This window comes from Amycolatopsis sp. NPDC000009 (assembly GCF_055563465.1).
On sequence record NZ_JBVHDI010000001.1, the window covers coordinates 998,773 to 1,023,449 of the forward strand.

The 24,677-nt window shown below is 69.5% G+C and carries 25 protein-coding genes; 13 read left to right on the plus strand and 12 right to left on the minus strand.

Annotation, left to right across the window (positions count from 1 at the left end; genetic code table 11):
• Window positions 1-76 precede the first annotated feature (76 nt).
• Window positions 77-1,201, minus strand: coding sequence for a YihY/virulence factor BrkB family protein (locus tag ACZ3HL_RS05010; protein ID WP_465412170.1), 1,125 nt, complete (start codon window positions 1,199-1,201; stop codon window positions 77-79).
• 264 nt (window positions 1,202-1,465) lie between these two features.
• Between ACZ3HL_RS05010 and ACZ3HL_RS05015 the strand changes: the two genes are divergently transcribed.
• The 5 genes from ACZ3HL_RS05015 to ACZ3HL_RS05035 all read left to right on the plus strand — a co-directional run bounded on the left by ACZ3HL_RS05015 (window position 1,466) and on the right by ACZ3HL_RS05035 (window position 8,533).
• Window positions 1,466-3,220: a DEAD/DEAH box helicase gene (locus tag ACZ3HL_RS05015; protein WP_465412171.1), complete on the plus strand. Its 1,755-nt coding sequence runs from the start codon at window positions 1,466-1,468 to the stop codon at window positions 3,218-3,220.
• 650 nt (window positions 3,221-3,870) lie between these two features.
• Window positions 3,871-5,004 carry a sugar ABC transporter substrate-binding protein gene (locus ACZ3HL_RS05020; RefSeq protein ID WP_465412172.1) on the plus strand — a complete coding sequence of 378 codons (1,134 nt, stop codon included), beginning with the start codon at window positions 3,871-3,873 and terminating at the stop codon, window positions 5,002-5,004.
• Window positions 5,005-5,082: 78 nt separating this feature from the next.
• Window positions 5,083-5,856, plus strand: coding sequence for an ATP-binding cassette domain-containing protein (locus ACZ3HL_RS05025; protein ID WP_005164482.1), 774 nt, complete (start codon window positions 5,083-5,085; stop codon window positions 5,854-5,856).
• Window positions 5,857-5,879: 23 nt separating this feature from the next.
• On the plus strand, window positions 5,880-7,340 hold the full coding sequence (locus tag ACZ3HL_RS05030) for a sugar ABC transporter permease (protein WP_125675294.1): 1,461 nt from the start codon (window positions 5,880-5,882) through the stop codon (window positions 7,338-7,340).
• An 11-nt stretch (window positions 7,341-7,351) separates the two neighbouring features.
• On the plus strand, window positions 7,352-8,533 hold the full coding sequence (locus ACZ3HL_RS05035; protein ID WP_465412173.1) for an ROK family protein: 1,182 nt from the start codon (window positions 7,352-7,354) through the stop codon (window positions 8,531-8,533).
• A gap of 58 nt (window positions 8,534-8,591) precedes the next feature.
• On the opposite strand, the gene ACZ3HL_RS05040 is transcribed toward ACZ3HL_RS05035, so the two are convergent.
• The 3 genes from ACZ3HL_RS05040 to ACZ3HL_RS05050 all read right to left on the minus strand — a co-directional run bounded on the left by ACZ3HL_RS05040 (window position 8,592) and on the right by ACZ3HL_RS05050 (window position 10,489).
• Window positions 8,592-9,197 carry a TetR/AcrR family transcriptional regulator gene (locus tag ACZ3HL_RS05040; RefSeq protein WP_465528867.1) on the minus strand — a complete coding sequence of 202 codons (606 nt, stop codon included), beginning with the start codon at window positions 9,195-9,197 and terminating at the stop codon, window positions 8,592-8,594.
• Window positions 9,178-10,041 (minus strand): alpha/beta fold hydrolase, encoded by an 864-nt coding sequence (locus tag ACZ3HL_RS05045; protein ID WP_465528869.1) that lies wholly within the window; start codon window positions 10,039-10,041, stop codon window positions 9,178-9,180. Before ACZ3HL_RS05045 ends, ACZ3HL_RS05040 begins: the two co-directional genes overlap by 20 nt.
• Before the next feature lie 268 nt (window positions 10,042-10,309).
• Window positions 10,310-10,489, minus strand: a complete 180-nt coding sequence (locus tag ACZ3HL_RS05050; RefSeq protein ID WP_016332937.1) for a DUF7455 domain-containing protein — start codon at window positions 10,487-10,489, stop codon at window positions 10,310-10,312.
• 339 nt (window positions 10,490-10,828) lie between these two features.
• On the opposite strand from ACZ3HL_RS05050, the gene ACZ3HL_RS05055 reads away from it, so the two are divergent.
• The 3 genes from ACZ3HL_RS05055 to ACZ3HL_RS05065 are packed head-to-tail and all read left to right on the plus strand — an operon-like array spanning window position 10,829 to window position 12,754.
• Window positions 10,829-11,623: an EamA family transporter gene (locus ACZ3HL_RS05055; protein ID WP_465529117.1), complete on the plus strand. Its 795-nt coding sequence runs from the start codon at window positions 10,829-10,831 to the stop codon at window positions 11,621-11,623.
• 46 nt (window positions 11,624-11,669) lie between these two features.
• Window positions 11,670-12,086, plus strand: coding sequence for a GNAT family N-acetyltransferase (locus ACZ3HL_RS05060; RefSeq protein WP_465412177.1), 417 nt, complete (start codon window positions 11,670-11,672; stop codon window positions 12,084-12,086).
• The gene (locus ACZ3HL_RS05065) at window positions 12,086-12,754 is read left to right on the plus strand and encodes a DUF6885 family protein (RefSeq protein ID WP_465529119.1); all 669 of its coding nucleotides are present in this window, start codon (window positions 12,086-12,088) and stop codon (window positions 12,752-12,754) included. The genes ACZ3HL_RS05060 and ACZ3HL_RS05065 overlap by 1 nt, the downstream gene beginning before the upstream one ends.
• Here the strand turns inward: ACZ3HL_RS05065 and ACZ3HL_RS05070 are convergent.
• From ACZ3HL_RS05070 to ACZ3HL_RS05080, 3 genes are all read right to left on the minus strand, one after another.
• On the minus strand, window positions 12,729-14,168 hold the full coding sequence (locus ACZ3HL_RS05070; protein WP_465412510.1) for an APC family permease: 1,440 nt from the start codon (window positions 14,166-14,168) through the stop codon (window positions 12,729-12,731). The two genes, ACZ3HL_RS05065 and ACZ3HL_RS05070, sit on opposite strands and share 26 nt — an antisense overlap.
• 67 nt (window positions 14,169-14,235) lie before the next feature.
• Window positions 14,236-14,898: a response regulator gene (locus ACZ3HL_RS05075; RefSeq protein ID WP_465528871.1), complete on the minus strand. Its 663-nt coding sequence runs from the start codon at window positions 14,896-14,898 to the stop codon at window positions 14,236-14,238.
• Window positions 14,895-16,073: a sensor histidine kinase gene (locus ACZ3HL_RS05080; RefSeq protein WP_465528873.1), complete on the minus strand. Its 1,179-nt coding sequence runs from the start codon at window positions 16,071-16,073 to the stop codon at window positions 14,895-14,897. The genes ACZ3HL_RS05075 and ACZ3HL_RS05080 overlap by 4 nt, the downstream gene beginning before the upstream one ends.
• Before the next feature lie 110 nt (window positions 16,074-16,183).
• On the opposite strand from ACZ3HL_RS05080, the gene ACZ3HL_RS05085 reads away from it, so the two are divergent.
• On the plus strand, window positions 16,184-16,771 hold the full coding sequence (locus ACZ3HL_RS05085) for a hypothetical protein (protein WP_465412180.1): 588 nt from the start codon (window positions 16,184-16,186) through the stop codon (window positions 16,769-16,771).
• Window positions 16,768-16,977: a hypothetical protein gene (locus tag ACZ3HL_RS05090; RefSeq protein WP_395881277.1), complete on the plus strand. Its 210-nt coding sequence runs from the start codon at window positions 16,768-16,770 to the stop codon at window positions 16,975-16,977. The genes ACZ3HL_RS05085 and ACZ3HL_RS05090 overlap by 4 nt, the downstream gene beginning before the upstream one ends.
• Here the strand turns inward: ACZ3HL_RS05090 and ACZ3HL_RS05095 are convergent.
• Both ACZ3HL_RS05095 and ACZ3HL_RS05100 read right to left on the minus strand, forming a co-directional pair.
• On the minus strand, window positions 16,969-18,156 hold the full coding sequence (locus ACZ3HL_RS05095; RefSeq protein WP_465528875.1) for a hypothetical protein: 1,188 nt from the start codon (window positions 18,154-18,156) through the stop codon (window positions 16,969-16,971). The genes ACZ3HL_RS05090 and ACZ3HL_RS05095 overlap by 9 nt on opposite strands.
• Window positions 18,153-18,944: a class I SAM-dependent methyltransferase gene (locus tag ACZ3HL_RS05100; RefSeq protein ID WP_465528877.1), complete on the minus strand. Its 792-nt coding sequence runs from the start codon at window positions 18,942-18,944 to the stop codon at window positions 18,153-18,155. The genes ACZ3HL_RS05095 and ACZ3HL_RS05100 overlap by 4 nt, the downstream gene beginning before the upstream one ends.
• A gap of 62 nt (window positions 18,945-19,006) precedes the next feature.
• On the opposite strand from ACZ3HL_RS05100, the gene ACZ3HL_RS05105 reads away from it, so the two are divergent.
• Entirely contained in the window at window positions 19,007-19,384 is a 378-nt protein-coding gene (locus ACZ3HL_RS05105; protein ID WP_465412183.1) for a hypothetical protein, read from the plus strand.
• Between the two features lie 46 nt (window positions 19,385-19,430).
• Window positions 19,431-20,630: a hypothetical protein gene (locus tag ACZ3HL_RS05110; RefSeq protein WP_465528879.1), complete on the plus strand. Its 1,200-nt coding sequence runs from the start codon at window positions 19,431-19,433 to the stop codon at window positions 20,628-20,630.
• 137 nt (window positions 20,631-20,767) lie between these two features.
• Here ACZ3HL_RS05110 and ACZ3HL_RS05115 read toward each other — a convergent pair whose 3' ends face one another.
• From ACZ3HL_RS05115 to ppgK, 3 genes are all read right to left on the minus strand, one after another.
• Window positions 20,768-21,286, minus strand: coding sequence for a pyridoxamine 5'-phosphate oxidase family protein (locus ACZ3HL_RS05115; RefSeq protein WP_465412185.1), 519 nt, complete (start codon window positions 21,284-21,286; stop codon window positions 20,768-20,770).
• A gap of 93 nt (window positions 21,287-21,379) precedes the next feature.
• Complete coding sequence (locus tag ACZ3HL_RS05120) at window positions 21,380-22,780, minus strand: RNA polymerase sigma factor (protein WP_465412186.1); 1,401 nt, start codon at window positions 22,778-22,780, stop codon at window positions 21,380-21,382.
• Window positions 22,781-23,026: 246 nt separating this feature from the next.
• Window positions 23,027-23,788 (minus strand): polyphosphate--glucose phosphotransferase, encoded by a 762-nt coding sequence (gene ppgK / locus ACZ3HL_RS05125; RefSeq protein ID WP_465412511.1) that lies wholly within the window; start codon window positions 23,786-23,788, stop codon window positions 23,027-23,029.
• A gap of 67 nt (window positions 23,789-23,855) precedes the next feature.
• On the opposite strand from ppgK, the gene ACZ3HL_RS05130 reads away from it, so the two are divergent.
• Window positions 23,856-24,674, plus strand: coding sequence for an inositol monophosphatase family protein (locus ACZ3HL_RS05130; RefSeq protein ID WP_465412187.1), 819 nt, complete (start codon window positions 23,856-23,858; stop codon window positions 24,672-24,674).
• The last annotated feature ends 3 nt before the right edge of the window (window positions 24,675-24,677 follow it).

Sequence of the window (24,677 nt, forward strand, 5' to 3'; positions counted from 1 at the left end):
AGCTTTTCACGGGAGGGGGTGGAGTGGATTCACACCACGGGTGGAATCGGAGTACGACTTCGGGATGAGGTGCGGCTCAATTTCGCCGTTCGGTCACCGAATCGGCTTCGCTCTGCGTTTCTTCGTTCACCGATTGTTCCCGCACGTGTTCGGCGTCACCATCGGGAGAATCGCCGTTCTGGCGAGGGCGGCGAAGCGGCACGGTCGTCCGTTCCCACAGTTTGCGGCCCTCTTCGGCGCGGATCCGTTCGTTCGCGCGTTCCATTTCCAGCCGCCGCCATTTCCGGCGCTGCCGTTTCGTCGCCTTGGCCGGCCACAGTTCCTGGATCGCGCTGTTGAAGTACGCGCCGCCGACCACCGCGAGCCCGATGAAGAACATCAGCAACAGGAACGCGATCGGCGCGGCGAGCGCGCCGTAGGTGTAGCCGGTCTTGGTGATCCAGTTCAGGTAGATCCGCAGCCCGATACTGGAGAGCAGGAACACGACCATGGCGAGCACCGCGCCCGGCAGCCCCCGGTGCCACGGCAGCCTGCGCGGCAGGGCGAGCTTGTACAGCGTCGTCAGCGCGAGCACGATCATCACGGCCAGCACCGGGTAGTACAGCGTGCCGACCCAGTAGGAGACCGTGCCGCGCCAGTCGGTGGGGAAGAACTGGGGGAGCAGGTCCGGCCCGATCGCCAGCAGCGGCAGCCCGACCACCAGGATGACCAGCCCGGCCAGGTACAGCAGCAGGGCGAAGATCCGCTGCCACACGTCGTTGCGGACGCCGTACTGGTCGTGCGCCACCGTGATCGCGTCGACGAACGACGACATCGCCGACGAACCCGCCCACAGGGAGATCAGGAAGCCGACGGAGACGATCTCGCCCTTGCCGACGAACAGGATGCTGTTGACCGTCGGCTCGATGATGTCGTGGACGGCGTTGTCGCTGAAGATCGTCTTGCTGAAGGTGATGATCCGGTCGTGGACCGCGGTCACGACCTCCTGGCCGAACCAGTCGCCGACGAACCCGAGGCAACCGAGGAGCCCCAGCAGCAGCGGCGGCAGGGAGAGCGTCTGCCAGAACGCGGCTTCGGCGGCCTCGGAGAAGATGTTGCCGTCCCACGCCTTGCTGAGCGTGCGGCTGAGCAGGCGCAACGGACCCCTGCGGCCCTTCGCGACCTCGGCGGCCGTATCCGGACGGCCGTTCTCCTCGCTCATGCAGCTCCTCCGCCGGCGCCGAGCGCCCTTGACGGTGTCCAGCATGGTCCATGCCGCGCCATTCGGCTCGCCACCCCTGGGTTTTCGGGTGAGTAACCCGACAACGGGGGTGGCGCTTCCGGCGTTCCATGAGCGCGGGAGGTAGGCTCTTCTCCAGTGCCCTCACCGCAGGCGCCGGCGTCGCCGCCGGATACCCAAGTGAGGGTTTTCGCTTGTGTCAGGGTGGATGACCAGGCGTTTCGGGTGAGGGAGGAGGGGACCTGCATGTCGGAAACCGTCGAACGCGATCGAGGCGAGCTGGGCGCGCCTCCCGCGGCGAAGGACAGCACGGCCCGCCCGCTGCGTGCCTGGCAGCGGCGAGCGCTGACGAAGTACCTCACGAAGAAACCGCAGGACTTCCTGGCCGTGGCGACGCCGGGCGCGGGCAAGACGGTGTTCGGTCTCCGGATCGCCGCCGAGCTGCTGAGCGACCGGACCGTCGAGCGGATCACCATCGTCGCGCCGACCGAGCACCTGAAGCACCAGTGGGCCGCCTCGGCCGCGGCCGCCGGTATCGCGATCGACTCGAACTTCCGCAACGGCACCGGGGTCACCTCGCGTGACTACCAAGGGGTCGCGGTCACCTACGCGCAGGTCGCCGCGCATCCGACGCTGCACCGCGTGCGCACCGAGAACCGCAAGACCCTGGTGATCCTGGACGAGATCCACCACGGCGGTGACGCGAAATCGTGGGGCGACGCGATCCGCGAGGCGTTCACCCCCGCCGTCCGCCGTCTAGCGCTGACCGGGACGCCGTTCCGCAGCGACGACTCGCCGATCCCGTTCGTCAGCTACGAGGCCGACGGCTCGGGTTTCCAGCGCAGCAGGGCCGACCATTCCTACGGTTACGCCGACGCGCTCGCCGACGGCGTGGTCCGGCCGGTCGTCTTCCTCGCCTACTCCGGTGAGGCCTCCTGGCGCACGAGCGCGGGGGAGGAGTTCACCGCGCGGCTCGGCGAGCCGTTGACGGCCGAGCAGAACGCGCGCGCCTGGCGTACGGCGCTCGACCCGGCGGGCGAGTGGATCCCGTCGGTGCTGCAGGCCGCGGACACGCGTCTCGCGCAGCTGCGCGCCAACGGCATCCCGGACGCGGGCGGTCTGGTGATCGCCACCGACCAGGACTCCGCGCGCGCCTACGCCAAGATCCTGCAGCGCATCTCCGGCCAGAACCCGACGGTCGTCCTCTCCGACGACCCCAAGGCGTCCGGGCGGATCAAGGAGTTCTCCGATTCGACCGACCGCTGGCTGGTCGCGGTCCGGATGGTGTCCGAAGGCGTCGACGTGCCGCGGCTGGCGGTCGGCGTCTACGCCACGAGCGCGTCGACCCCGCTGTTCTTCGCGCAGGCCATCGGCCGGTACGTGCGTTCGCGCAAACCCGGCGAGACGGCTTCGGTCTTCCTGCCGAGCGTGCCGGTGCTGCTGGAGCTGGCCAGCGAGCTGGAGGCTCAGCGCGATCACGTCCTCGGCAAGCCGCACCGCGAGAAGGAGGGCTGGGACGACGAGCTCCTGGCCCAGGCCAACCGCACCGAGGACGAGCCGGGCGAGGAGGAGAAGGCGTTCACCTCGCTGGGCGCCTCCGCCGAGCTCGACCAGGTCATCTACGACGGCAACTCCTTCGGCACCGCGGTGTTCTCCGGCTCCGACGAGGAGCAGGAGTATCTCGGCCTGCCGGGGCTGCTCGAACCGGACCAGGTCCGCGCCCTGCTGCGGAAGCGGCAGGAGGAGCAGCTCTCCGACGAGAAGCGGCGCAAGCCCAAGGCCGAGGAGGCGGCGCCGGTCGCGCGGCCGCAGTCGGTCAGCGAGCGGCTCGGCAGCCTGCGCAAGGAGCTGAACGCCCTGGTCGGCGTGCACCACCACCGGACGAAGAAGCCGCACGGCGCGATCCACAACGAGCTGCGCCGGGTCTGCGGCGGACCGCCGACCGCGATGGCTTCGGTGGAGCAACTCGAAGAGCGGATCGTCACCCTGCGTTCCTGGTGATCGCCCCGCGCCTTCACGCGGATAGGGGTGGGGGCGAGCGTTGTCGATGAAGGATTTGGGACGTTCACTGTCCCAAATCCTTCATCAACGATTCCCAGCGTTGAGGAGCCAGGAGGTTCAACGCCCCGGACCCCTCAGGCTCGACCCGCAGGAGTGGGCAAGCAGAACAAGTCCCTCAAGTGGGCCTCCCAGCCCAGGACACGGACTGTGTGGATTTCGGGGCGTCAGATGTCCCAAAATCCACACGGTTCTGGTGCGAGCGTTCCGGAAGGGGCGGACTGTGTGGATATAGGGACGTTCAACGTCTCTATATCCACACACCTCTCACTCAGGGTGAACTCGCTTCCTCGTCGGACATGTCGGCCCTCGCCTGCCGATGATCTCCACCGAATCCCCGGTCCCCACACCGCGACCAACTGCGCCGATCACGCTGAGTGAGTGGTGGCGGTCACACCGTCAGCGCACCTAGACTTCGTACGCCTTGCTACGGCCACGTTGCCAAACCGTGTCCATCCGGCGAGGCTTAATCGATTCAGCCGTCTTCCGTGAGACCCGTTCGGCGGCATATGTTGTCGCCCACAACATATGCGCGATGGTGCGACCGGTCCTCGAGGATCGCCGCCCGCGAGCAAGATCCGGAAGGAACGAGGATGCGCAGCAGAACCCTTACCCTCCTCGCCGCGACGGTGGGCGCCGGCCTGGTGCTCTCCGCCTGTGGCGCCAACACCGCCGATTCGGGCAGCGGCAACTCCTCGCAGTCCGCCCCCGCCCCCGGCGGTGCCGCCGCCGGTGGCAAGGTCGGCGTCATCCTGCCGGAGACCGCCACCTCGGCGCGCTGGGAGTCCTTCGACAAGCCGTTCCTGACCAAGGCGCTCAAGGACGCGGGCTTCGACGCCGACGTCCAGAACGCCCAGGGCGACGTCCAGAAGTTCACCACGCTGGCCGACGGCATGATCGCGCAGAACGTCAAGGTCCTGATCATCGCCGCCATCAACGGCGAGGTCGGCGCGGCGGTCGCCCGCAAGGCGCAGGCCGCGGGCATCCCGACGATCGACTACGACCGCCTGAACCTCGGCGGCAGCTCCGACTACTACGTCTCGTTCGACAACGAGAAGGTCGGCCAGCTGCAGGGCCAGGGTCTCGCCGACGCGCTGAAGGACAAGAAGGGCGCCGAGGTCGTCATGATCGAGGGTGCCCCGACCGACAACAACGCGACGCTGTTCGCCAACGGCCAGAAGTCCGTCCTGCAGCCGAAGTTCGCCAGCGGCGACCTGAAGCTCGTGCAGGAACAGGCCATCGACAACTGGGACAACCAGAAGGGCGGTCAGATGTTCGAGCAGATCCTGACCGGCAACGGTGGCAGGGTCGACGGTGTCGTCGCCGCGAACGACGGTCTCGCCGGCGCGGTCATCACCGTGCTGAAGAAGAACGGCCTCAACGGCAAGGTCCCGGTCACCGGCCAGGACGCCACCGCGGACGGCCTCATGGCCATCCTGCGCGGCGACCAGTACATGACGGTTTTCAAGCCGATCAAGGAAGAAGCCGAAGCCGCGGCGAAGCTCGCCGTCCTGCTGGCCAAGGGCGACAAGGCGGGCGCCGACGCGCTGGCCACCGGCAAGGCACAGGACCCGAAGGGCAACCGCGAGGTCAAGTCCGTGCTCCTCGAGCCGAAGATGACCACCAAGGACGGTGTCAAGGAGGTCGTGACGCAGGGCTACGTCAAGGCCGCCGAGATCTGCGGCGGCGACCTGGCCGCCGTGTGCACGCAGCTCGGTATCTCCTGACCCGTTAATCCAGACGACCGGGCCGGTGCGTTCCCCCGACGGAGCGCGCCGGCCCGGTACCCAGCCGGGAGAACCCCCATGAGTGAACCCATCCTCGAACTGAAGCAGCTGAACAAGAGCTTCGGGCCGGTCCACGTCCTCCACGACGTGGACTTCAACGTGCGCGCCGGCGAGGTCACCGCGCTGGTCGGCGACAACGGTGCCGGCAAGTCCACTTTGGTCAAGTCGATCGCCGGGATCCACGGCTACGACTCGGGAACGGTGACGTTCCAGGGCAAGCAGGTGAACATCCACGGCCCGCGCGACGCCGCGGATCTGGGGATCGAGGTCGTCTACCAGGACCTCGCGCTGGCCGAGAACCTCGACATCGTGCAGAACATGTTCCTCGGCCGGGAACGCGGCAGCAAATGGCTGCTCGACGAGGCCAGCATGGAGAAGGCCGCCCGCGAGACGCTCGCGTCGCTGTCGGTCCGCACCGTGAAATCGGTCCGTACGCCCGTTTCGGCCCTGTCGGGCGGGCAGCGGCAGACCGTCGCGATCGCCAAATCCGTGCTGTGGGACTCGAAGGTCGTCCTCCTCGACGAGCCGACCGCCGCGCTCGGTGTCGCGCAGACCCGTCAGGTGCTCGACCTGGTCCGCCGCCTCGCCGAACAGGGCCTCGGCGTGGTGCTGATCAGCCACAACATGGCCGACGTCTTCGAGGTCGCCGACCGTATCGCGGTGCTCTACCTCGGCCGTCTCGTCGCCGAGGTGCACACCAAGGACGTCACCCACGGCCAGGTCGTGGAACTGATCACCGCCGGTCGCTCCGGCGACCTCGGCCTTGCCCGCCCCGAAGCCGCCGTCCTCTGATCCGAGGCGAGAAAGAACCGGAAATGACTGAGACACCTGCAAAGCCCGCCTCGCCGGAGGGGGGCAAGTCGGCGGCCGCCGCGCTCAACCCGTCGGCGGCCATCACGGACTTCGGCATCGACACGACATCGATGTCGACGCGCGAGGCCGTCGGCGACTACTTCTCCCGGCTCAAGGCGGGACAGCTGGGTTCGCTCCCGGCGCTGCTCGGCCTGCTCGTGCTGGTGATCGTGTTCGCCTCGCTGTCGGACACCTTCCTGACGATGAACAACATCGCGAACCTGATGGCACAGGGCGCCGGCAAGGCGATCATCGCGATGGGCATCGTGTTCGTGCTTCTCCTCGGCGAGATCGACCTGTCCGCGGGCACCGCGTCCGGGGTCACCGCCGCGGTGCTGGCGATGCACTACGTGCGCAACGGAAACCTGCTGGGCGGCATGGGGAACGGCGTGTTCATCGCGTTCCTCGTGGTGCTCGCGATCGCCGCGCTGCTCGGTGTGGTCCTGCGGATCTGGGCGGGCGTCGGGTTCGCCGTGCTCGCCATCGCGCTCGTGCTCTCGGGAACCGCGGCCAACCCGTGGATCGAGATGCTGCTCGCGATCAGCGTCGGCGGCGCGATCGGTGTCCTCACCGGATTCCTCGTCTCCAAGATCGGGATGCCCTCGTTCGTGGTGACGCTGGCGCTCTTCCTCGCCTGGCAAGGGGTCATCCTCCAGTTCATCGGTGAGGGCGGCACGCTCGGCATCAGCACGTCGGACGTGCTGTTCAAGGTCGCCAACGGCAATCTGTCCACTGTGGGCAGCTGGGTCCTCTTCCTGATCGCCGCCGGCGGCTTCGCCGCGGTGACCCTCGGCCAGCACTTCTCGCGGCTCAAACGCGGTCTGGTCACCCAGCCGACGCCGATGGTGCTGTTCAAGGTCGGCGCCATCGCCGTGGTCGCCGCGATCGCGACCTATCTGCTGACGCTGAACCGCGCGCCGAACCCGAACATCGTCATCTCCGGTGTCCCGTACGTCGTGCCGATCGTGCTCGGCCTGCTGGTGCTCGGCACCTACGTGCTCAACCGCACCCAGTACGGCCGCCACATCTACGCCGTCGGCGGCAACCGCGAGGCGGCCCGCCGCGCCGGTATCAACGTCGAGAAGATCCGGGCCTCGGTGTTCGTCATCTGCTCGGCGGTGGCGGCGGTCGGCGCGATCGTCTACTCGTCGAAGGTCGGTTCGGTCGACCCGCAGGCCGGTGGCCTCAACACGCTGCTGTTCGCGGTCGGCGCCGCCGTCATCGGTGGTACGTCGCTGTTCGGCGGCAAGGGCCGGGTCGTCGACGCGGTGATCGGTGGCCTCGTGCTCGCGGTCGTCGAGAACGCGCTGGGCCTGCTGAAGCAGTCGGCGGCGGTGGTCAACATCGTCACCGGTCTGGTGCTGCTTCTCGCCGCGACGGTGGACGCGTTGTCCCGTCGCCGCGCGGCTGCGTCGCCGCGCTGAGTCCGCATGGAATGATGAAGTCCGTGACCAGCACACCCGTTGCACGACCAGACGAGGTGCGCAGGCACAACCGCACGACCTTGCTCCGGTTGCTGCACGTCAGCGGCCCGAGCACCAGGGCGACCCTCGCCACCGAGCTGGGGCTCAACCGCAGCACCATCAAGACCCTCGTCGACGGCCTCGCGGAAGCGGGGGTCGTCGAGGAGCGGGTCCCGAGGCCGGGACGAGGGGCGGGCCGCCCCTCGCTCCTGGTCCTGCCGCAGCCGCACGCGGCGGTGGTGCTCGCGGTAGACCTCCAGGTCGAACACGTGGCGATCGCGCTGGTCGGGTTCGGTGGCCAGATCCTCGGGCGCAACAGCTGGAACCTCCACGGCCGGACGCGGGAGGCCGACGAGGTGATCACGCACGTGATCGAGTCGACCACCGTGCTGGCAGGCGACCTCGGTGTGCAGCCGATCGCCGCGGGGGTGTCCGTGCCCGGCGTCGTCCGCCGGGCAGACGGGTACGTCCACGAGGCGCCCAACCTGCGCTGGACCGATGTGGCGCTGGGGGAACGGCTCGGCGGTGTGCTGCGTATTCCCATCCTGGTCGGCAACGACGCCGAACTCGGGGCCATCGCCGAACACCTGCGCGGTGCCGCGCGGGGCTCTTCCGACGCCGTGTACGTCTCCGCCGACGTCGGGGTCGGGGGAGGGATCATCGCGGACGGTTCGGCGCTGCGCGGCGGCTCCGGGTACGTCGGCGAGATCGGGCACATGGCGATCCGGCCCGGCGGCCGTCCCTGCTACTGCGGGTCCAGCGGCTGCTGGGAGACCGAGGTCGGCGAGGCGGCGCTGTGCCGCGCGCTCGACCTGCCCGAGGACACCCCGCGCGGGGCGATCCTGTTCGAACTGCGCGAACTGGGCCGGGATCCGCACGCGGCCGAGGAGCGGCTGTCGGAGTTCGCGGAATGGCTGACGCTCGGCCTGGTGAACGTGGTCAACCTGCTCGGCCCGCAGCTGGTCGTGCTGGGCGACCTGCTCACCGTGCTGCCCGATTCGGTCGTGAAGTCGGTGGCGGCCGAGGTCCGGCGGCGGAGCCTGGTCAGCCGGGCCGTGGGCGGGACGCAGATCGTGAGCTCCGCGCTCGGGGCGGACGTGAAGCTGCTGGGTGCGGCCGAGGCGGCGTTTGAAATGATATTGGACACCGTCTAGTTCGCGTTTAGTCCTCTGGATGCGGTCCTTGCGTGTGCAACTACCGCATCCAGAGGACTTAAGTGCGTTCTTTCACGAGGCCGGACAGCAGGGCTACCAGGGCGGCGAGGGACCTCTCCTTCGCCGCGGCGGGGTCTTCGGCGTGGGCGATCATGAGCGCGGCCTCAGCACAGGAGCTCAGCGCCAGTTGCGCCAGCTCCGGGATGGGCGCCTCGATCAGCAGCCCGTCCGCCGCCGCGTTCTCCAGGATCTCCGTGATCAGGCCCAGTCCGTACCGGGCCTCCAGCTCGCGCCATTCCTGCCAGCCGAGCACGGCGACGGCGTCGGTGAGCGCGATCCGCACCACCTCGGGCCGCAGGCACAGGTCCAGGAACCTGTTCAGCACGCCGAGCGCCCCGGCCCACGGATCGTCCGTGGCGCGCAGGACGGTCTTCAGTTCCTCGGTGATCTCCGTTTCGATCTGCTCGATCACGGCACGGAACAGGCCCTGTTTGTCCCCGAAGTGGTGGTACAGCGCGCCACGGGTGACGCCCGCCGCCCGGACGATCTCGTCGGCGGGCACGGCGGCGTAACCCTGTTCGGCGAACAGGGTCCGCGCCGCCGTGATCAACGCGGCCTGCGTCGAATGCGATCGTTCGGTCTGGCTACGTCGTGGCGTGGGCACGCAGGAATTCCACCATCATGCCGCTCAGCCGCTCCGGCTGGTCCTCCGGCACGAAGGCGTAGGAGTCCTCGATCGTCTTCAGTTCGGCGTTCGGCAGGACCCCGGCGAGTTTGCGGCCCAGCCACAGCGGGAAGTGCCGGTCTTCGGTCGCCCAGGCCAGCAGCACGGGTTCGGTGAACGCGGGCAGCCGCTCGGCGGCGGTCAGCGTGTACCGGTTGTCGACGCTCGCCGTGAACCGGCGCAGATCGTCGCGGATCTCCGCGCTCCGGCGGCTGGGCAGCAGATACGCGTCGAGGATGTGGTCCGGGACCGGATGTTTGGTCAGCCAGAGGAAGTCCGTCTTCTCCAGGAGCCACCGCCAGCGCAGCGCCTGGACCATCAGCCGGACGCCGCCGGGGATCCGGGCCAGCGTGCTCAGCCCCGCGAACATCGGCGGCAGGAAGCGCTCGTAGGAGTCCGACGGGGTCAGCACGACCCGGCCCACCCGCTCCGGGTTCGTGGTCATGAGCAGTTGCGTGAGCGCGCCGCCGGTGTCGTTCGCGACCACGGTGACGTCGGTCAGGTCGAGCACTTCGAGGAACCGCGCGATGAGCGCGGCGACCCCGGGCGGGCTCAGGTCGGCGTTCGGGACCGGGATCTCGTGCGAGCCCAGCGGCCAGTCCGGGGTGAGGCAGCGGTAGCCGGCGTCGGCGACCGCGGGAGCCACCTTGCGCCAGAGCAGGCCGTTGGTCAGCAGCCCGTGGACGAAGACCACGGGAGGGCCCTCGCCGCGGTCGCGGTAGCGGATACGGGCGCCGCCGAGGTCCGCCTCGTGCACCTCGCCGAGCAGGTCGCTGGTCGTCATGGAAGTAACATACATGCTGTCTGTATGTTTTTGGAAGACGGGAACTGGCCTCAGGTGAGGTTCCAGGCCTGCCGCGGTGCCCTCAAGGGGCCTTCGGGCTCGACACTGGGGGCCGAGTGTTCCCAATGTGGCGTTGGAGACGCTCAGTGTTCCCAATGCCACATTGGGGACACGGGTCGAACCTGGGCGGCCGCGGGCGCGAAAAACAGGGCGGCCGGCGCGCTCCCAGAAGGAGCGGCCGGCCGCCGGGTGGTCGTGGACTGGTGGGCTACCGCTGAATGTCCGCGGACATTTCCTTGAGCTTCGTCTCGTGTGCGCGGGCGTGGTGACCACAGAAGAGCAACTCGCCACCGGTGCTGAGAATGGCTCGAACCTGGGCTGCAGCTCCACACCGGTCGCATCGGTCGGCAGCGGTCAGTTCGGGGCGGGTGAGCGTCGGTGAAGTCATTGGAGTCTCCCTCCGTCCCGGCACCGGTGGCCCGGTGCCATCGATCCAGCTACGACCACTTCGGCACTGATGCCGGCAACGTTCGTTCCCGGCCCCGCCGTGTTCGTGCTTCCACTCTTCCAGACGTTTGGCGACCCGCAAGTGTTCCCGTGCGGGTGTCTCATTTGTCACTGGTAATTACCTCGGATGCCGTAGCGTAATCACGCAACGTGGGAGAAGACTCCCCGCCGAACCGTCTTTTCCCACGTCAGGCACCATGCGGGGGTGGGAATCGCAGTCGTCCGGAACCGTCTTCCGAGCGTGCCGTCGCCGGTCTTGTTCGTTCTCAGCGGAATTTCGATGTACGCCGGTGCGGCCATCGCCGTAGGTCTCTTTTCGGTCGCCTCCCCCGCGGGGGTGGCCTGGCTCCGCTGCCTCGGGGCGGCGGTGGTCCTCCTCGCGTGGCGCAGGCCACCCCGCGCGGCGTGGACCGGGCGGGCGTTCCTGCTCGCGGGCACCTTCGGCATCGTCACCGCCGGGATGAACGTGCTCTTCTACGAGGCGATCGCGCGGCTGCCGCTGGGCACCGCGGTCGCCCTCGAGTTCGCCGGGCCCGTGGTGGTGGCCGCGTTCGGTTCGCGCACGCGCCGGGACGTCTTCGCGCTGCTGCTGGTGGCCGCCGGGGTGGTCGCCATCGCCGACGTCCGGCTCGAAGGAAGCCTGCTCGGCGTGCTGTTCGCGCTCGGCGCGGCGGCCGCCTGGGCCGGGTACATCCTGCTCGGGAAGCGGGTCGCGGACGGCGGCAACGGGATCGACGGGCTGGCCGTCGGGTTCGCCGTGGGCACGGTGGTGCTGTCGCCGCTGGCGCTCGGCACCGGCGCGGTGTGGGGTTCGCCACGTTTGCTCCTGCTCGGCATCGGGGTGGGGGTGCTCTCGACCGTCGTGCCGTACGCGCTCGACCAAGTGGTCCTCCGCAAGGCCGGCCGAGCGCGGTTCGCGCTGCTGCTCGCGTTGCTGCCGGTCACGGCGGGGCTGATCGGCTTTCTGTGGCTGCGGCAGATCCCGACCCTGCCCGAGGCGATCGGCACCGTCGCCGTCGTCGCCGGGGTGGCGCTGCGCTCTCCGGGGAAACGTGATGACTCGGCGCCCCTCTGAGCGGGATACTGACCAGTCTGTGGCGCTGCGAGCACCGGGAGGACACGTGGCCGAGATCCGGCGGGCAGTCACCGTCGAGGAGGTCGTCGCCGCTCAGCACCTGTTCGACGGACCCGCGCAGCGGGAGGCGTCCGAAAAGTTCCTGGCGGGCCGGGAGAACCATCTCCTGATCGCCTACGAGGACGGCGAACCGGCGGGGATGATCACCGGCACCGAGGTGACGCATCCGGACAAGGGCACCGAGATGTTCCTCAACGAACTCGACGTCAGCCCGGACTACCAGCGACGCGGGATCGGCCGCGACCTGGTCGACGCTTTGGCCGGGATCGCTCGGGAGCGTGGTTGCCGGGGGATGTGGGTCGGGGTCGAAACGGACAACGAGGCCGCGCTGGCGACCTACACGTCGGCCGGCGCCTCGAACGACGGGCCGTTCATCATGCGATCGTGGACGTTCGAAGACTGATGTCCTCCGGAATCGACGGCGACCGGACGGGCCTTTCGGGGCGGCGCTGGCTGCCCGGTGGCGAGCACCTCGTCGCCGTCGCGCGCGCCGAGCTCCCGCAGAAGGACGGGCTCGCCGGGCCGTTCACGGCGCTGGCCGCCCTGCGCGCGGCGGGGTTCGACGTCGCGGGCCAGGACGAGGTCGCGGCGCTGTCCGGTACCACGACCGAAGGACTGGCCAGGGCGATCGGGGCGCTGTCGGGCGGACGGCTCGCCGCCGTGTCCGCCAGCGGGAACTGGGCACCGCACTCGTTGTTCATGCTCCTGGCCGCGCTGTGGCAGCTGCCGCGGGTCGCGTTGATCGCGGAGGTCGACGCGGGCGAATTCGGCGCGCACGACACCCCGGCGCGGGCGCTGCTCGACTACCTCGACACGGGGATCCCGCCGCTGTGGTCGTCCCGCTGGCGCCCGGCCACCGCGCACCACGTGCTGGCGGCCGGGATGCGGATCGGTGCCGAAGGAACCCTGGTGTCCATCATGGACGGTTATCCCTCCTTGGGGGACAACGGATTGCACGACCAGCCGGTGGAATGGGTGGCCGCGGCGCTCAAGCGGATGCTGGTCGTGGTGGACGACGGCGACGCCGAGGCCGCCGTCGCCGCGATCACGACGGCCGGTCTGTGGAGCTGAGCCCGTCCTTCGCGAACCGGGAATGCTTGCGCCCGTAGAAGAGATAGATCAGCAGGCCGAGCAGCAGCCACGCGGCGAAGCGCAGCCAGGTCATCAGGTCCAGGTTCAGCATCAGGTAGAGACACGCCAGCGCCGCGACGATCGGCAGGTAGGGCGAGAACGGCACGGTGAACGGGCGTTCCAGGTCCGGACGGCGTTTCCGCAGCACCGGGACCGCCACCGCGACGATGATCATCGCCGACAGCGCGCCGATGCTGACCATGTCGGCGAGTTCGGAGATCGGCACGAACGCGGCCAGCGCCGCGATCAGCACCGCGCCGGCGATGGTCATCCGGTGCGGGGTGCCCCAGCGCGGGTGTGCCGTGCCGAACTTCTTCGGCAGCAGGCCGTCGCGGCCCATCGCGAACCCGATCCGGCCGATCGTCACCAGTTCCACCATCATCACCGACGTCAGCCCGGTGACCGCGCCGAGCGAGATGAGCGCGCCCACCCAGTGCTGCCCGACGCGGTCGAAGGCGTCGGCGAGCGGGGCGCCCGCGTCGATCTCGGTGAACGGCACCATCCCGGTCAGCACCAGGGACACCCCGATGTAGAGCAGCGCGCACACGCCGAGCGCGCCGAGGATGCCGACGCGCAGATCGCGTTTCGGGTTCACGGTCTCCTCGCCGAGGTTGGCGAGCGCCTCGAAACCGGTGTAGGCGAAGAAAACGACGGCGGCGGCCGTCACCATCCCGGCGATCCCGTAGACGGACTGTTCGAGCCCGAGCGCGGCTTGCACGATCGGCTGGTGCAGGGTCCCGGCTGTTTCCGTCGGCGGCTGGGCGGGCGGGATGAACGGGGTGAGGTTCTCCCCGCGGACGTAGAACACGCCGACCGCGAGGATCAGCACGCAGACCGCGACCTTGACCAGTACGAGCAGATTCGTCACCCGCGCCGACTCCTTGATCCCGAGGACGGCGATCACGGTCAGCACGGCGATGATCGCGACCGCGCCGATGTTCACCTTCGCGTCTTCGCCGAACCACTCGGGCGAGAGCCCCATCAGATTCGCGAGATAGCCGGACCAGCCGCGGGACACGACGGCGGCGCCGAGGGCGAACTCGAGCAGCAGATCCCAGCCGATGATCCAGGCGAAGGTCTCGCCGAGGGTGGCGAAGGCGTAGGTGTAGGCGCTTCCCGCCGTCGGCACGCTGGAGGCGAGTTCGGCGTAGCAGAGGGCGGCCATCCCGGCCACGACGGCGCCGAGCACGAACGACAACGTGACCGACGGGCCCGCGTGGGTCTTCGCCTCGACCCCGGCGAGGGTGAAGATCCCGGTGCCGATGATGATGCCGACCCCGAACCCGATGAGATCGCGCCCGTGCAGGCGGCGTTTGAGCTCACCCGAATCCTGCCGTTTCAGGACCTCGTCCACGTCCAGAGTTCGCCGCATGAAGGGTCACGCTAGAAGATCGCCGTCCGCCTCGCAGATCGGTGGGAACTCATCCCTCCAGCACGACGCCGTTCTCCTGCGCGAGGATCGCCGCCTGCACCCGCGACCGCAACTCCAGCTTCGTCAGCACCCGGGAGACATGTGTCTTCACCGTGGTCTCGCCGATGTGCAGCCGGGTCCCGATCTGCGCGTTGGACAGGCCGCCGCCCAGGCACGCCAGCACTTCGCGCTCGCGTTCGGTCAGGTCGTCGAGCCCGTCGGGAGCCGGCGAAGGCTCGCGGGTCCCGGCGGCGAAGGCGGCGATCAGCTTCCGCGTGACCTGCGGGGCGAGCACTCCTTCGCCCGCCGCGACCAGCTTCACCGCCTCGATCAGCCTCGGCGCCTCGACCGACTTCAGCAGGAACCCGGCCGCGCCCGCCCGCAGCGCGGCGTGGACGTACTCGTCGAGATCGAAGGTCGTCAGCACGAGGACCTCGCACAGCCCCTCCGCGGTCAGCTCCCGCGTGGCCGCGATGCCGTCGACGCCGGGCATGCGGACGTCCATCAGCACGACGTCCGGTTTCAGCGCCTTCGCCTGGCGGACGGCGGTGGCGCCGTCCGCCGCCTCGCCGACCACCTCGATGCCCTCGGCGTTGCCGAGGATCATCATCAACCCGGCACGGATGGCGCCGTGATCGTCGGCGACCAGCACCTTGATGTTCCCGTCGCTCAAGACCCCTCCAGAGGCAGTTCGGCGCGGACCAGCCAGCCGCCGCCGGAGGGCCCGGCGGCGAAGGTGCCGCCCACCGCGGCGGCGCGTTCCCGCATGTTCAGCAGGCCGAGGCCGGTCCCGCCGTCGCCGGGGCGCCCCGGCTGAAGATCGTTACGCACCTCGACGGTGAGTATGCCGCCGCCCGAACGGATGTCGAGGACGGCCCGCCCGCCGGGTGCGTGTTTCATCGCGTTGGTCAGCGCCTCCTGCGCGATCCGGTACGCGGTCAGGTCGACCGCGGCGGGCAGCGGGGACGCCGGGTCCGGTACGGAACCGAGCTCGACCGCCAGCCCGCTCGCCCGCGCCGATTCGACCAGTTTGGACAGTTCGGCCAGCCGGGCAGGCGCGGTCGGCTCGATCTCGGTGTCCGCGCGCAGCAGCCCGATCATCGCGCGCATCTCCTCCAGCGCGCTGACACTGTTCTCCCGCACCGATTCCAGGACCTTCCTGGACAGCTTCGGGTCGGCGGTGGCCATCGACAACGCGGCTTCGGACTGGATCGCGATCGCCGAGAGATGCCCGGCGATGACGTCGTGCAGATCCCGCGCCATCTTCGACCGTTCCCCCGCCACGGCGGCCTTCCGGTCCAGTTCGCCGATCGTGGCCAGCTGGACCGCGTTCGCCCGCTCGTTGTCGGCGATGTCCCGCTGCTGGCGGACGTTGGCCGCCCACCACACCGGGGTGACCAGGAACGGCAGGAAGGCGAACGCGATGAGGATCGCCGTCCGCCACTGCGCGGCGAAGAGGAGCGCGAGGCAGACCGCGGCGAGCGTGCCGATCGCGGCGCCGCCGATCATCACCCTGCTGACGCGCCTCGAGCCGTACAGCGTCGTCGCGTAGAGGAAGTCGGTGAAGATGACGAAGATCGGCAGCGAAGGACCGGACGCGATGTCCACACCGAGGACGACGAGCCCGCACAGCAGTCCCCAAGGGACTTTGCGGCGCAGCAACTGCAGGAGGCACAACACGGTCAGTTCGGTCAGGCGGATCCACAGCGGTGTGTCGTCCTTGCCGCCGAGCAGCACGTGCATCCCGCTGAGGTAGACCAGCACGCCGAGGACCCAGGTGCCGAAGGCGATGACGAGGTCCTGTTTCCATTCGGCGAGATGGTTCAGGCGGGGGACGAACGTGGGCACCGTTCCATCCCAGCACACCGCCCTGCGCCGCGGGGTCCTACGAACTGATGACGATGATCTCGTGCCGTTCGCCGACGCGCCCGCTCCGGCTCGCGAGCCAGACTCGGATCGTGGACAAGATCTGGGACTTCATCGCGGAAAACCCGATGGCGGCCGTGATCGCCGGCGGGGAGATCGGTTTCTGGGTCGCCATCGTCGCCGGTCTCGTGGCCCGCTATCCGCTGAAACTGAAGCGGACCAGTGCCGTGCTGCTGCTCCTGACCCCGGTGATCGACCTCGTCGTGCTGGTCGCGACCGTCGTCGACCTGCGCAACGGCGCCACGGCGAACTTCGTGCACGGACTCGCCGCGGTGTACCTGGGCTTCAGCGTCGTGTTCGGGCATTCGATGATCAAGTGGGCCGACGTCCGGTTCGCCCACCGGTTCGCGGGCGGGCCGCCACCGCCGCCCAAGCCGAGGGGCCGGGAGAAAGTGCGCGCCGAATGGCGTGACTGGTTCAAATGCGTGCTGGCCTGCGGGCTGGCCGCCGGGGTGCTGCTCCTGTTGATCCTCATGGTCGGCGACACCGAGCAGGTCGACCCGTTGTGGGGGTGGCTGCCGCGGCTGGGGGTCGTGACCGCCATCTGGTTCGCCACCGGGCCGCTGTGGCAGGAGCTCTCACCCAAGGACGAGAAGGTCGAGGAAGGGGCACGACGGTGATCGAACTACTGGGAATCCTCCTGCTGGTGCAGGGCGGGGGCGGGCTGATCAACCGGTTGCTGGGGAGTACGAACCCGAGCTGGTTCGTGCAGCTCCACCTGCTCCCGCCGGGGATGCACGTGGTGGTGAGCGCGCTGATGGTGGCCGCGGGCGTTGGGGTGCTGTTCGCCGAACGCGCCCGCAAACAGCGCCGCCGGTCAGAGTGAGACCACCACCTGCAGGACGCCGAGGACGATGGTGACGACCGTCAGGACGACGGTGACCACGGTGAGCCGCGTGACCCGCGCGCTCACCGTGTTCTCGTAGGCGTACCGGGTCTCCTCGTCCATCGCCTCGGCCTGACGGTCGAGCTGGGCGATGATCCGCTCCACGCCCATGCTGGTGACCAGGCGGCGCTCCAGCGAATCCACCTCGGGCGGCAGCACCGAATGCAGCATCTCGAGAATGTCGTCGAGCGAGCCGCGCAGCAGCCGGGTGCGGCTGCCGGACTTCTTCATCGACCCCAGCCACTGGTCGGCGAGCGCCATCCGGATCAGGACGCGTTCGAGGATGAAGAGCATCCCGTGGTCGAGCCCGCCGATCTCGCTGTCGATGCCGAAGTACGGTTCGGCGGCGCCGAACGGGCCGCGCATCAGCTCGTCCTGGTGCTCGACGTAGTCGGAGTCCTTGCTGTTGAGGCAGACGATCCCGCCCGCCATCGGGTAGGCGGCGACGAACGAGCGCGTGCCCCACGCCGGGCCGAGCGCGTCCCGCGCGACCTCGCGGGGTACGAACCGCCAGCCCTCGTCGCTGGTCGCCAGCCCGTAGTACGGCCGGGGATCGGCGGCGACCCGCTGGGCGGGCGGATGCCCGTCGTGGGACCGCAGTTCGACGCACCAGCCCTTGCGGCTGAGCCCCTCGGTGAGGCCGCAGCCTTTGGTCAGGTCCTCGAAGACGTGGGTGACGGCCTTGAGGAGCGAGGGGAACGTCTTTTCGCCGTAGCCGCCGTGCAGCCCGTTCTCCCCGTTCGCCGTCTCACGGCCCTGAAGGCTCTGCAGGACGGCGATGGCGAGGTCGAACTCGGCGGCGGGACCCTCCGCCGCACCGGTGATCGTGGTGGCGAGGACCAGCGTCATCGCGTGATAGCCGGGATGCCAGGTGACCACGAGTTCGCACGGCAGGCCGACCGCGCCGGCGCGGATGGAAAGCCTGCGTTTGCGCAGCACCCGCCTCCGCGGCGGTTGCGTGTAACTGGCCAGGAAATTCTCCGCCGCCGTCCACTCCTCGCCGAGTTTCCCGTCGAGGTGGGCCAGCAGCCCGCGGTCCCGGCCGCCGTCCAGCACCTTCCCGGCCTCCCGCTCCGGCAGCGGGACCGCCCACGCGAAGGTGAGGAGCAGCGCGGTCATCCGCGGCGCAGCAGGGTGATCAGGTCCCGGCCGAGATGGCGGCGCAGGGGGCCGGAGGCGTTGACCAGTTCGTCGCGGTCGATGTGCTCGTCGGCCGGGCCGAGATCGTCGAGCACGTGGTACGTCCACTCCCACTCGGTGCGCCAGCCCGCTTCGGCCGCGTCGGCGGCGACCTCCTCGGGATCGAGATAGCGCACCGGGAGCGCCGGGCCGCCCTCGTGCAGGGCCTGGTCGAACTCCGCACGCGAAACACGGCGAGAGCGGACTTCGGCGCCCTCTTCGACACTGTCGAGGCTGAACGCGCCCCGCCCGATCGGTGACCGGCTGTAGGCCAGCACCAGGGCACCGCCGGGCGCGGTGATCCCGGCCAGCCGGCGCAGGATCGGCCCGACGTCCGGCGTCGGCACGTGCTGGAGGACGTGACTGCACAGCACGAGGTCGTACGGGCCGCCGTCCAGTTCGGTGATCGGCGAGACGGCGAAGGAGAAATCGGTGTCCTCGACGGTGGTTTCCCGCGCCTTGGCCAGCCTGTCCGGGTCGGGGTCCGCGGCGGTGACGTCGGCGGAGAACCGCGCGAGCCAGGGGAGAAGGCGCCCTTCTCCGCACCCGGCGTCGAGCGCCTTGACCTCTTCGCGCGGGCTGAGGATCGCGGTGAGCTCTTCGGCGACCTTGGTGAGCGCGCGGTCCTCGCTGGCCGTCCAGTAGCCGTCGTAGGGTTCGTGCCGTCGGATGAACGCGCCGGTGACGTGGTCGCCGGTGTCCGGGTAGCGGTAGCTCTCGGTCAGCACAGTCGCGAATATAGCCCGGATTCGCGGGTTCTCCGGTGCTCCGCGGGGGATTACCATGAGTCATGGCCATCGGGCCTGTCACGCTGTACGCCGTTGTCGCCGTGGCGCCTTCGGTGCTTTTCTGGTGCGCGCTGAAGGTCCCCGCGGTGGTGCGCCGGTGGCGCCGTCGCCGTGAACCCGAGATCCCGGCGGGCCCGCCCATCGAGAAACTCGCCGCCGATCTGCGCCGGGTGCACCGCCTGCTGGCGGAACTCCCGCCCGGAGCCTCCGCCGTCCGCCGGTACGGCACCAGGCAGGCGTACGACGCGCTGCTCGTCCAAGCCTGCCGGGAGGTCGAGGTCGGCCACCGGCTGGACACCCTGCCGGAGGGTTTCGACCGGGAGATCGAACGGCTGCGAATCGCGGAATCCCTGGCCGAGCGCGGACTTTCGGTGACCTGAAGCGATTTGTATCGAAAGTATGCGCGCGACCGGGAGGCTCGCGGGTATGAAGAGGCTGGGACTTCTCGCCGCGCTGCTGCTGGTGTTCGGGCTCATCCCCGGGGTCGCTTCGGCCGCGGCCGCCTTCCCGAAGATGGACGCGGCCACGGTGGACGGCTTCCGCTGGACGTCCGGTTCGACCTTCGGCACCTACGGCGCCCGGATCGCCGCGCTGGAGAAGCACCTCCCGGCTCGCGGGTTGCCGGAGATCCTGTCGTCGGCGAACCGGAAGGCGCGGCCGTTGTGCCACGCCACGTATCTCGCGACGGCGCTGAAACCGGCCGGATTCTGCTGGGAGGACGCGAACGACGACCGGACCAACGACTGGATCCCGCAGGGACTGACCGGTTCCGGCGACGCGGACGCGGCGACCGGGAAGGTCGGCGGCAAGCGGGTGGTGGCGACGTCCTGGCACACCCGCGGTGACACCATGGTCCGTCTGTCCTTTGTGGACGTCACCGGGCTGGGGTACCGGCACGTGCTGCTCGTCGAGCCGACGTCGGACGACAACTTCGCCGTCGTGCAGGGACACGGGCACGGCATGACCTGGATCGGGAACCGGCTGTTCGTCGCGACCACCGGGGGAGTGGTGCGGGTCTTCGACACCACGCACTTCTGGAAGGTCGACGACAGCTCCGGCGTCGTCGGCAAGGGCCCGGACGGCAAGTACCACGCGGCTTTCTACGACTACGCGATGCCGCAGGTCGGCGCGTACTGGTACCCGGGCGGCGGCGCCTGCACCAACGCGCCCGGGACGCGGCCGTGTCTCGCGACGATGTCGTTCGACCACAGTGACGGCTCGATCGTGACCGCGGAGCACATCCCGAACGCGGCGGGCGGGCGGGTGCTGCGGTGGCCGTTCGACCGCGCGACCGGGCTGCCGAAGGTGTCGGCCGACGGGACCGTGCACGCGAAGGAAGGCTTCGTGTCACCGGTGTGGGGCATGCAGGGAGCGGTGGCGCGCAACGGGTATTTCGTGCTGACCGGTGTGTGCCCCGAGTACGCCGGGGTCGCGGGCGACCATCCGTCGTGCCTGCACGGCGGTGTCGGCGGCACCTCGACGTCGCGGCTGAGTGGCCGGGCGCCGGTGAACTCGCAGAACCTGTCGTACTGGCCGGCGACAGGGGAACTGTGGCTGATGAACGAGCAGCTGCGGGAACGGGTGACCGTGCACGTCCCGTGGACCACCCTGACCGGCCGCGCCTGAAGCCCCGCGTTTCGTCCTCTCGATGCGGTAGTTGCACACGCAAGGAACCGCATCGCTGGAGGCGATGTCCCCAATGCCACATTGGGGACATCGACCTCGAGGACAGCCGTGCTGAAGGAGCGGGCGGGCCGGCGAGGTCAGGGGGTGAAGTCCCAGCGGGTGGCGCCATGAGGTTCGGCGCTCGCCACGCCGATCGCGCGGCGCAGGGTGAGGCGGTACAGATACCAGGGCGGCGGTCCCGCGCTGGGCGCGCTGAAGGGCGCCGTGAGCGCGTCGCCCTCCACCGACGCGGGCCAGCCACCCGTCCGGTAGACCGAGGCCACGCGTTCCAGCGTCGCCGGGTCGGTGACCCGGTGCGCCTCGCCCTCCAGCGTGAGGTCGATTCCCCGCAGCCGCACCGAAACGGCGCACGCCGGGTTCGCGGCCAGGTTGCGGGACCGGCGGGTGTCCGGCCCGCCTTTGAAGTACAGGACGTCGTCCACCCAGACGGCGCCGACGCCCGCCGAATGCGGGCGCCCGTCGGGACGCGCGGTCGTCACGAAGAAGGTCAGGTCGGCGGTCGGGGTGTCCTCGGCGAGGACGTCCCGCGCGCGGCTCCAGGGGAGTTCCGCGGATCCGTAGCGGTCGAGGTTCTTGGTGGCGTGAGGTTTCGTCATACCCACGCGTCGAACGGGCGGGCCGCGATTCGACACCGGACGCGAAAAACCCCGCCACCGGAACGGTGACGGGGTCTTCCGTGAACCCTGGGCTCAGTCCAGGTAGTCGCGCAGGACCTGCGAACGCGACGGGTGACGCAGCTTCGACATCGTTTTCGACTCGATCTGCCGGATGCGCTCACGGGTCACCCCGTACACCTGGCCGATCTCGTCGAGCGTGCGCGGCTGGCCGTCGGTGAGGCCGAACCGCAGCCGCACCACACCCGCTTCGCGTTCGGACAACGTCTGCAGCACCGACTGGAGCTGGTCCTGCAGCAGCGTGAACGACACCGCGTCGACCGCGACGACGGCCTCGGAGTCCTCGATGAAGTCACCGAGCTGCGAGTCGCCCTCGTCGCCGATGGTCTGGTCGAGCGAGATCGGCTCGCGGGCGTACTGCTGGATCTCGAGGACCTTCTCCGGGGAGATGTCCATTTCCTTCGCGAGCTCTTCGGGGGTGGGCTCGCGGCCGAGGTCCTGCAGCAGTTCACGCTGTATACGGCCGAGCTTGTTGATGACCTCGACCATGTGCACCGGGATACGGATGGTGCGGGCCTGGTCGGCCATCGCGCGGGTGATTGCCTGACGGATCCACCAGGTGGCGTACGTGGAGAACTTGTAGCCCTTGGTGTAGTCGAACTTCTCCACCGCGCGGATCAGGCCGAGGTTGCCCTCCTGGATCAGGTCCAGGAACGCCATGCCACGGCCGGTGTAGCGCTTGGCCAGCGAGACCACGAGCCGGAGGTTCGCCTCCAGGAGGTGGTTCTTCGCCCGCTCACCGTCGCGCACGATCCACTTGAGGTCGCGCCGCATCTGGGTGACGAGCTTCTCGCCCTCCTCCTCGGCGTTGCGGACGCGCTCGGCGGCGTAGAGCCCGGCCTCGATGCGCTTGGCGAGCTCCACCTCCTCCTCGGCGTTCAGCAGGGCGACCTTGCCGATCTGCTTGAGGTACGCGCGGACCGAGTCGGCCGAAGCGGTGAGCTCGGCGTCCTTGCGGGCCTGGCGCAGCGCCTCGGACTCTTCCTCGTCCCAGACGAAGTCCGGGTTGTCGGAGGTCTTTCCGGCGTTCTTGTCGGTCGACGTGCGGCGCCCGCGGGCGGGCGTCTCTTCGACGTCCTCCTCGGATTCCGCGTCCTCTTCCGTCTCCTCGGTGACGGAAGCGTCGACGACGTCCACCTCGACCTCTTCGAGGTCCGACAGGTCCGGGGTTTCGAGGTCGGCTTCGTCGAGCTCTACCGGACCGTCTTCCGGATCGCCGTCTTCGGTCTTGGCGCCCTTGGTGGTGGGTTTCTTGGCCGGAGCCTTCTTCGCCGGGGCCTTCTTCGCGCCGGCCGCCTTGGCGGCGGTCTTGCGCGCCGCGGGCTTCGCCGCGTCGGTGGCTGCCTCGTCGGCCGGCTCGCCGGCTGCGGTCGCTGTCTTCGTCCCGCTTCGGGTTGCGGTTCTTGCGGCTGCCACTTACGCCCTTTCGCAGCGGTCGATCATGACGAGCCGAGGCGTGATGGTCTCGGCTGCCTCAAACTTCGGGGAACATCCCTCGGCCTGCGGTTTCCCTCGTTCTCCTTGGCACCGCCGCCGTGGGCCGTGTTCCATTGTAACGACGATACGTGACAGCGTCGCGGCGCGGACCACCACCCGGCGGGCGCGACACGCCGTGCGACCCGCCGAAGTGACATCCGCGGCGCGGATGTCAGCGTGCGCGCGTCAGTGTTCGATGCCCTCCGCGGCGGCGGCCGCCGCGCCGGCGATGCCCGCGTTGTTCTGCAACGACGCGACGATGACCGGTGTGCGGATGTCGAGCAGCGGGACCCATTTGTGCGACTTCTTGCTGACCCCGCCGCCGACGATGAACAGATCCGGCCAGATCAGGTTTTCCAGCACGGAGAGATACCTGTTCACCCGTTCCGCCCATTCGGGATACGAGAGCTCCTCGTTGTCCTTCACCGACGCCGCGGCCTTCTTCTCCGCGTCGAAGCCGTCGACCTCGATGTGGCCGAACTCGGTGTTGGGCACGAGCTTCCCGTCCTGGAAGACCGCGCTGCCGATGCCGGTGCCGAAGGTCAGCAGCGCCGTCACGCCGCGCCGCGCGGCCGGGTCGCCCCAGCGGATCTCGGCCATGCCGGCGGCGTCCGCGTCGTTGAGCATCGCGACGTCGTCCACGCCGCGCCCGAGGCGCTTGGCGAACAGGGCGTCGGCGTCGGTGCCGATCCACTTGCGGTCGATGTTGGCCGCGGTGTGCGCGACGCCCTTCTTCACCACCGCGGGCAGCGTGACACCCACGGGGCCGTCCCAGCCCGCCTGGCCGGTGATCTCGGCGACGACGTCCGCCACCGCCTCCGGGGTCGACGGCTTCGGCGTGTCGATGCGGATCCGGTCGCCGATCAGCTGTCCTTGCGCCAAGTCCACCAGCGCGCCCTTGATCCCGCTGCCGCCGATGTCGATACCGAACCCTCGGGTCGCCTCCACCACGGACGTGGTCCCTTCTCGCACGATTCAGAAGCCTGCCTCGGAGACTTTAACCGGATGTGGTGACATGGCGGACGTGGGAGTTGACGAGACGTTGCTGAAGGGTGTCGCCGAGCGTGTCGCGGGCGAGGCCGCCGAACTGGTCCACGAGGCCTGGACCGGGATGAACGCGGGCCGTGCGGTGCGCGTGGACACCAAATCCGCCGACACCGACGTGGTGACCGCGGTGGACCACGAGTCGGAACGGCTGGTGCGCGCCCGGCTCGCCGAACTGCGCCCGGACGACGCCGTGCTCGGCGAGGAGGGCGGCGGGATCGCCGGGGACGGGGTGACCTGGGTGGTCGACCCGATCGACGGGACGGTGAACTTCCTCTACGGGCTGCCGTGGTTCGCCGTGTCGGTGGCCGCGCAGGTCGGCGGGGTGTCGGTGGCGGGCGCCGTCGTCGAACCGGTCAGCGGGCGCCGCTGGACGGCCGCGCGCGGGCAGGGCGCGTTCCTCGACGGGCGGCCGCTGTCGGTCAACGCCCCGTCCCGGCTGGATCTGACGCTCGTCGGCACCGGATTCGCGTACAAGGTCGAACGGCGGACGAAGCAGGCCCGGTTCGTCGCGGAACTGGCGACCCGGGTGCGGGACGTCCGGCGCAACGGTGCGGCCTCGCTCGATCTGTGCGCGGTCGCGGCGGGCTGGCTGGACGCCTACGTCGAGCACGGGCTCGGACAGTGGGACTGGGCCGCCGGCGCGCTCATCGCGGCCGAGGCGGGCGCTCAGGTGTCGCTGCCAGGCGAGGACGCGGAGCTGGGACCGGACGCGACGTTCGCGGTGGCTCCGTCGATCTCGGCGCCGTTGCGTCAGGCGCTGATCGAGTCGGGCGTGGGCGTCATCTGAGGG

Excerpts from the sequence above, each read along its gene's own strand:
- ACZ3HL_RS05110 (WP_465528879.1), top strand. The coding sequence starts at position 19,431 with ATGAAGAGGCTGGGACTTCTCGCCGCGCTGCTGCTGGTGTTCGGGCTC.
- ACZ3HL_RS05035 (WP_465412173.1), top strand. The coding sequence starts at position 7,352 with ATGATGAAGTCCGTGACCAGCACACCCGTTGCACGACCAGACGAGGTG.
- ACZ3HL_RS05010 (WP_465412170.1), bottom strand. The coding sequence starts at position 1,201 with ATGAGCGAGGAGAACGGCCGTCCGGATACGGCCGCCGAGGTCGCGAAG.
- ACZ3HL_RS05115 (WP_465412185.1), bottom strand. The coding sequence starts at position 21,286 with ATGACGAAACCTCACGCCACCAAGAACCTCGACCGCTACGGATCCGCG.
- ACZ3HL_RS05105 (WP_465412183.1), top strand. The coding sequence starts at position 19,007 with ATGGCCATCGGGCCTGTCACGCTGTACGCCGTTGTCGCCGTGGCGCCT.
- ACZ3HL_RS05020 (WP_465412172.1), top strand. The coding sequence starts at position 3,871 with ATGCGCAGCAGAACCCTTACCCTCCTCGCCGCGACGGTGGGCGCCGGC.
- ACZ3HL_RS05130 (WP_465412187.1), top strand. The coding sequence starts at position 23,856 with ATGGCGGACGTGGGAGTTGACGAGACGTTGCTGAAGGGTGTCGCCGAG.
- ACZ3HL_RS05065 (WP_465529119.1), top strand. The coding sequence starts at position 12,086 with ATGTCCTCCGGAATCGACGGCGACCGGACGGGCCTTTCGGGGCGGCGC.
- ACZ3HL_RS05055 (WP_465529117.1), top strand. The coding sequence starts at position 10,829 with ATGTACGCCGGTGCGGCCATCGCCGTAGGTCTCTTTTCGGTCGCCTCC.
- ACZ3HL_RS05030 (WP_125675294.1), top strand. The coding sequence starts at position 5,880 with ATGACTGAGACACCTGCAAAGCCCGCCTCGCCGGAGGGGGGCAAGTCG.
- ACZ3HL_RS05050 (WP_016332937.1), bottom strand. The coding sequence starts at position 10,489 with ATGACTTCACCGACGCTCACCCGCCCCGAACTGACCGCTGCCGACCGA.
- ACZ3HL_RS05025 (WP_005164482.1), top strand. The coding sequence starts at position 5,083 with ATGAGTGAACCCATCCTCGAACTGAAGCAGCTGAACAAGAGCTTCGGG.
- ACZ3HL_RS05045 (WP_465528869.1), bottom strand. The coding sequence starts at position 10,041 with ATGACGACCAGCGACCTGCTCGGCGAGGTGCACGAGGCGGACCTCGGC.
- ACZ3HL_RS05095 (WP_465528875.1), bottom strand. The coding sequence starts at position 18,156 with ATGACCGCGCTGCTCCTCACCTTCGCGTGGGCGGTCCCGCTGCCGGAG.
- ACZ3HL_RS05015 (WP_465412171.1), top strand. The coding sequence starts at position 1,466 with ATGTCGGAAACCGTCGAACGCGATCGAGGCGAGCTGGGCGCGCCTCCC.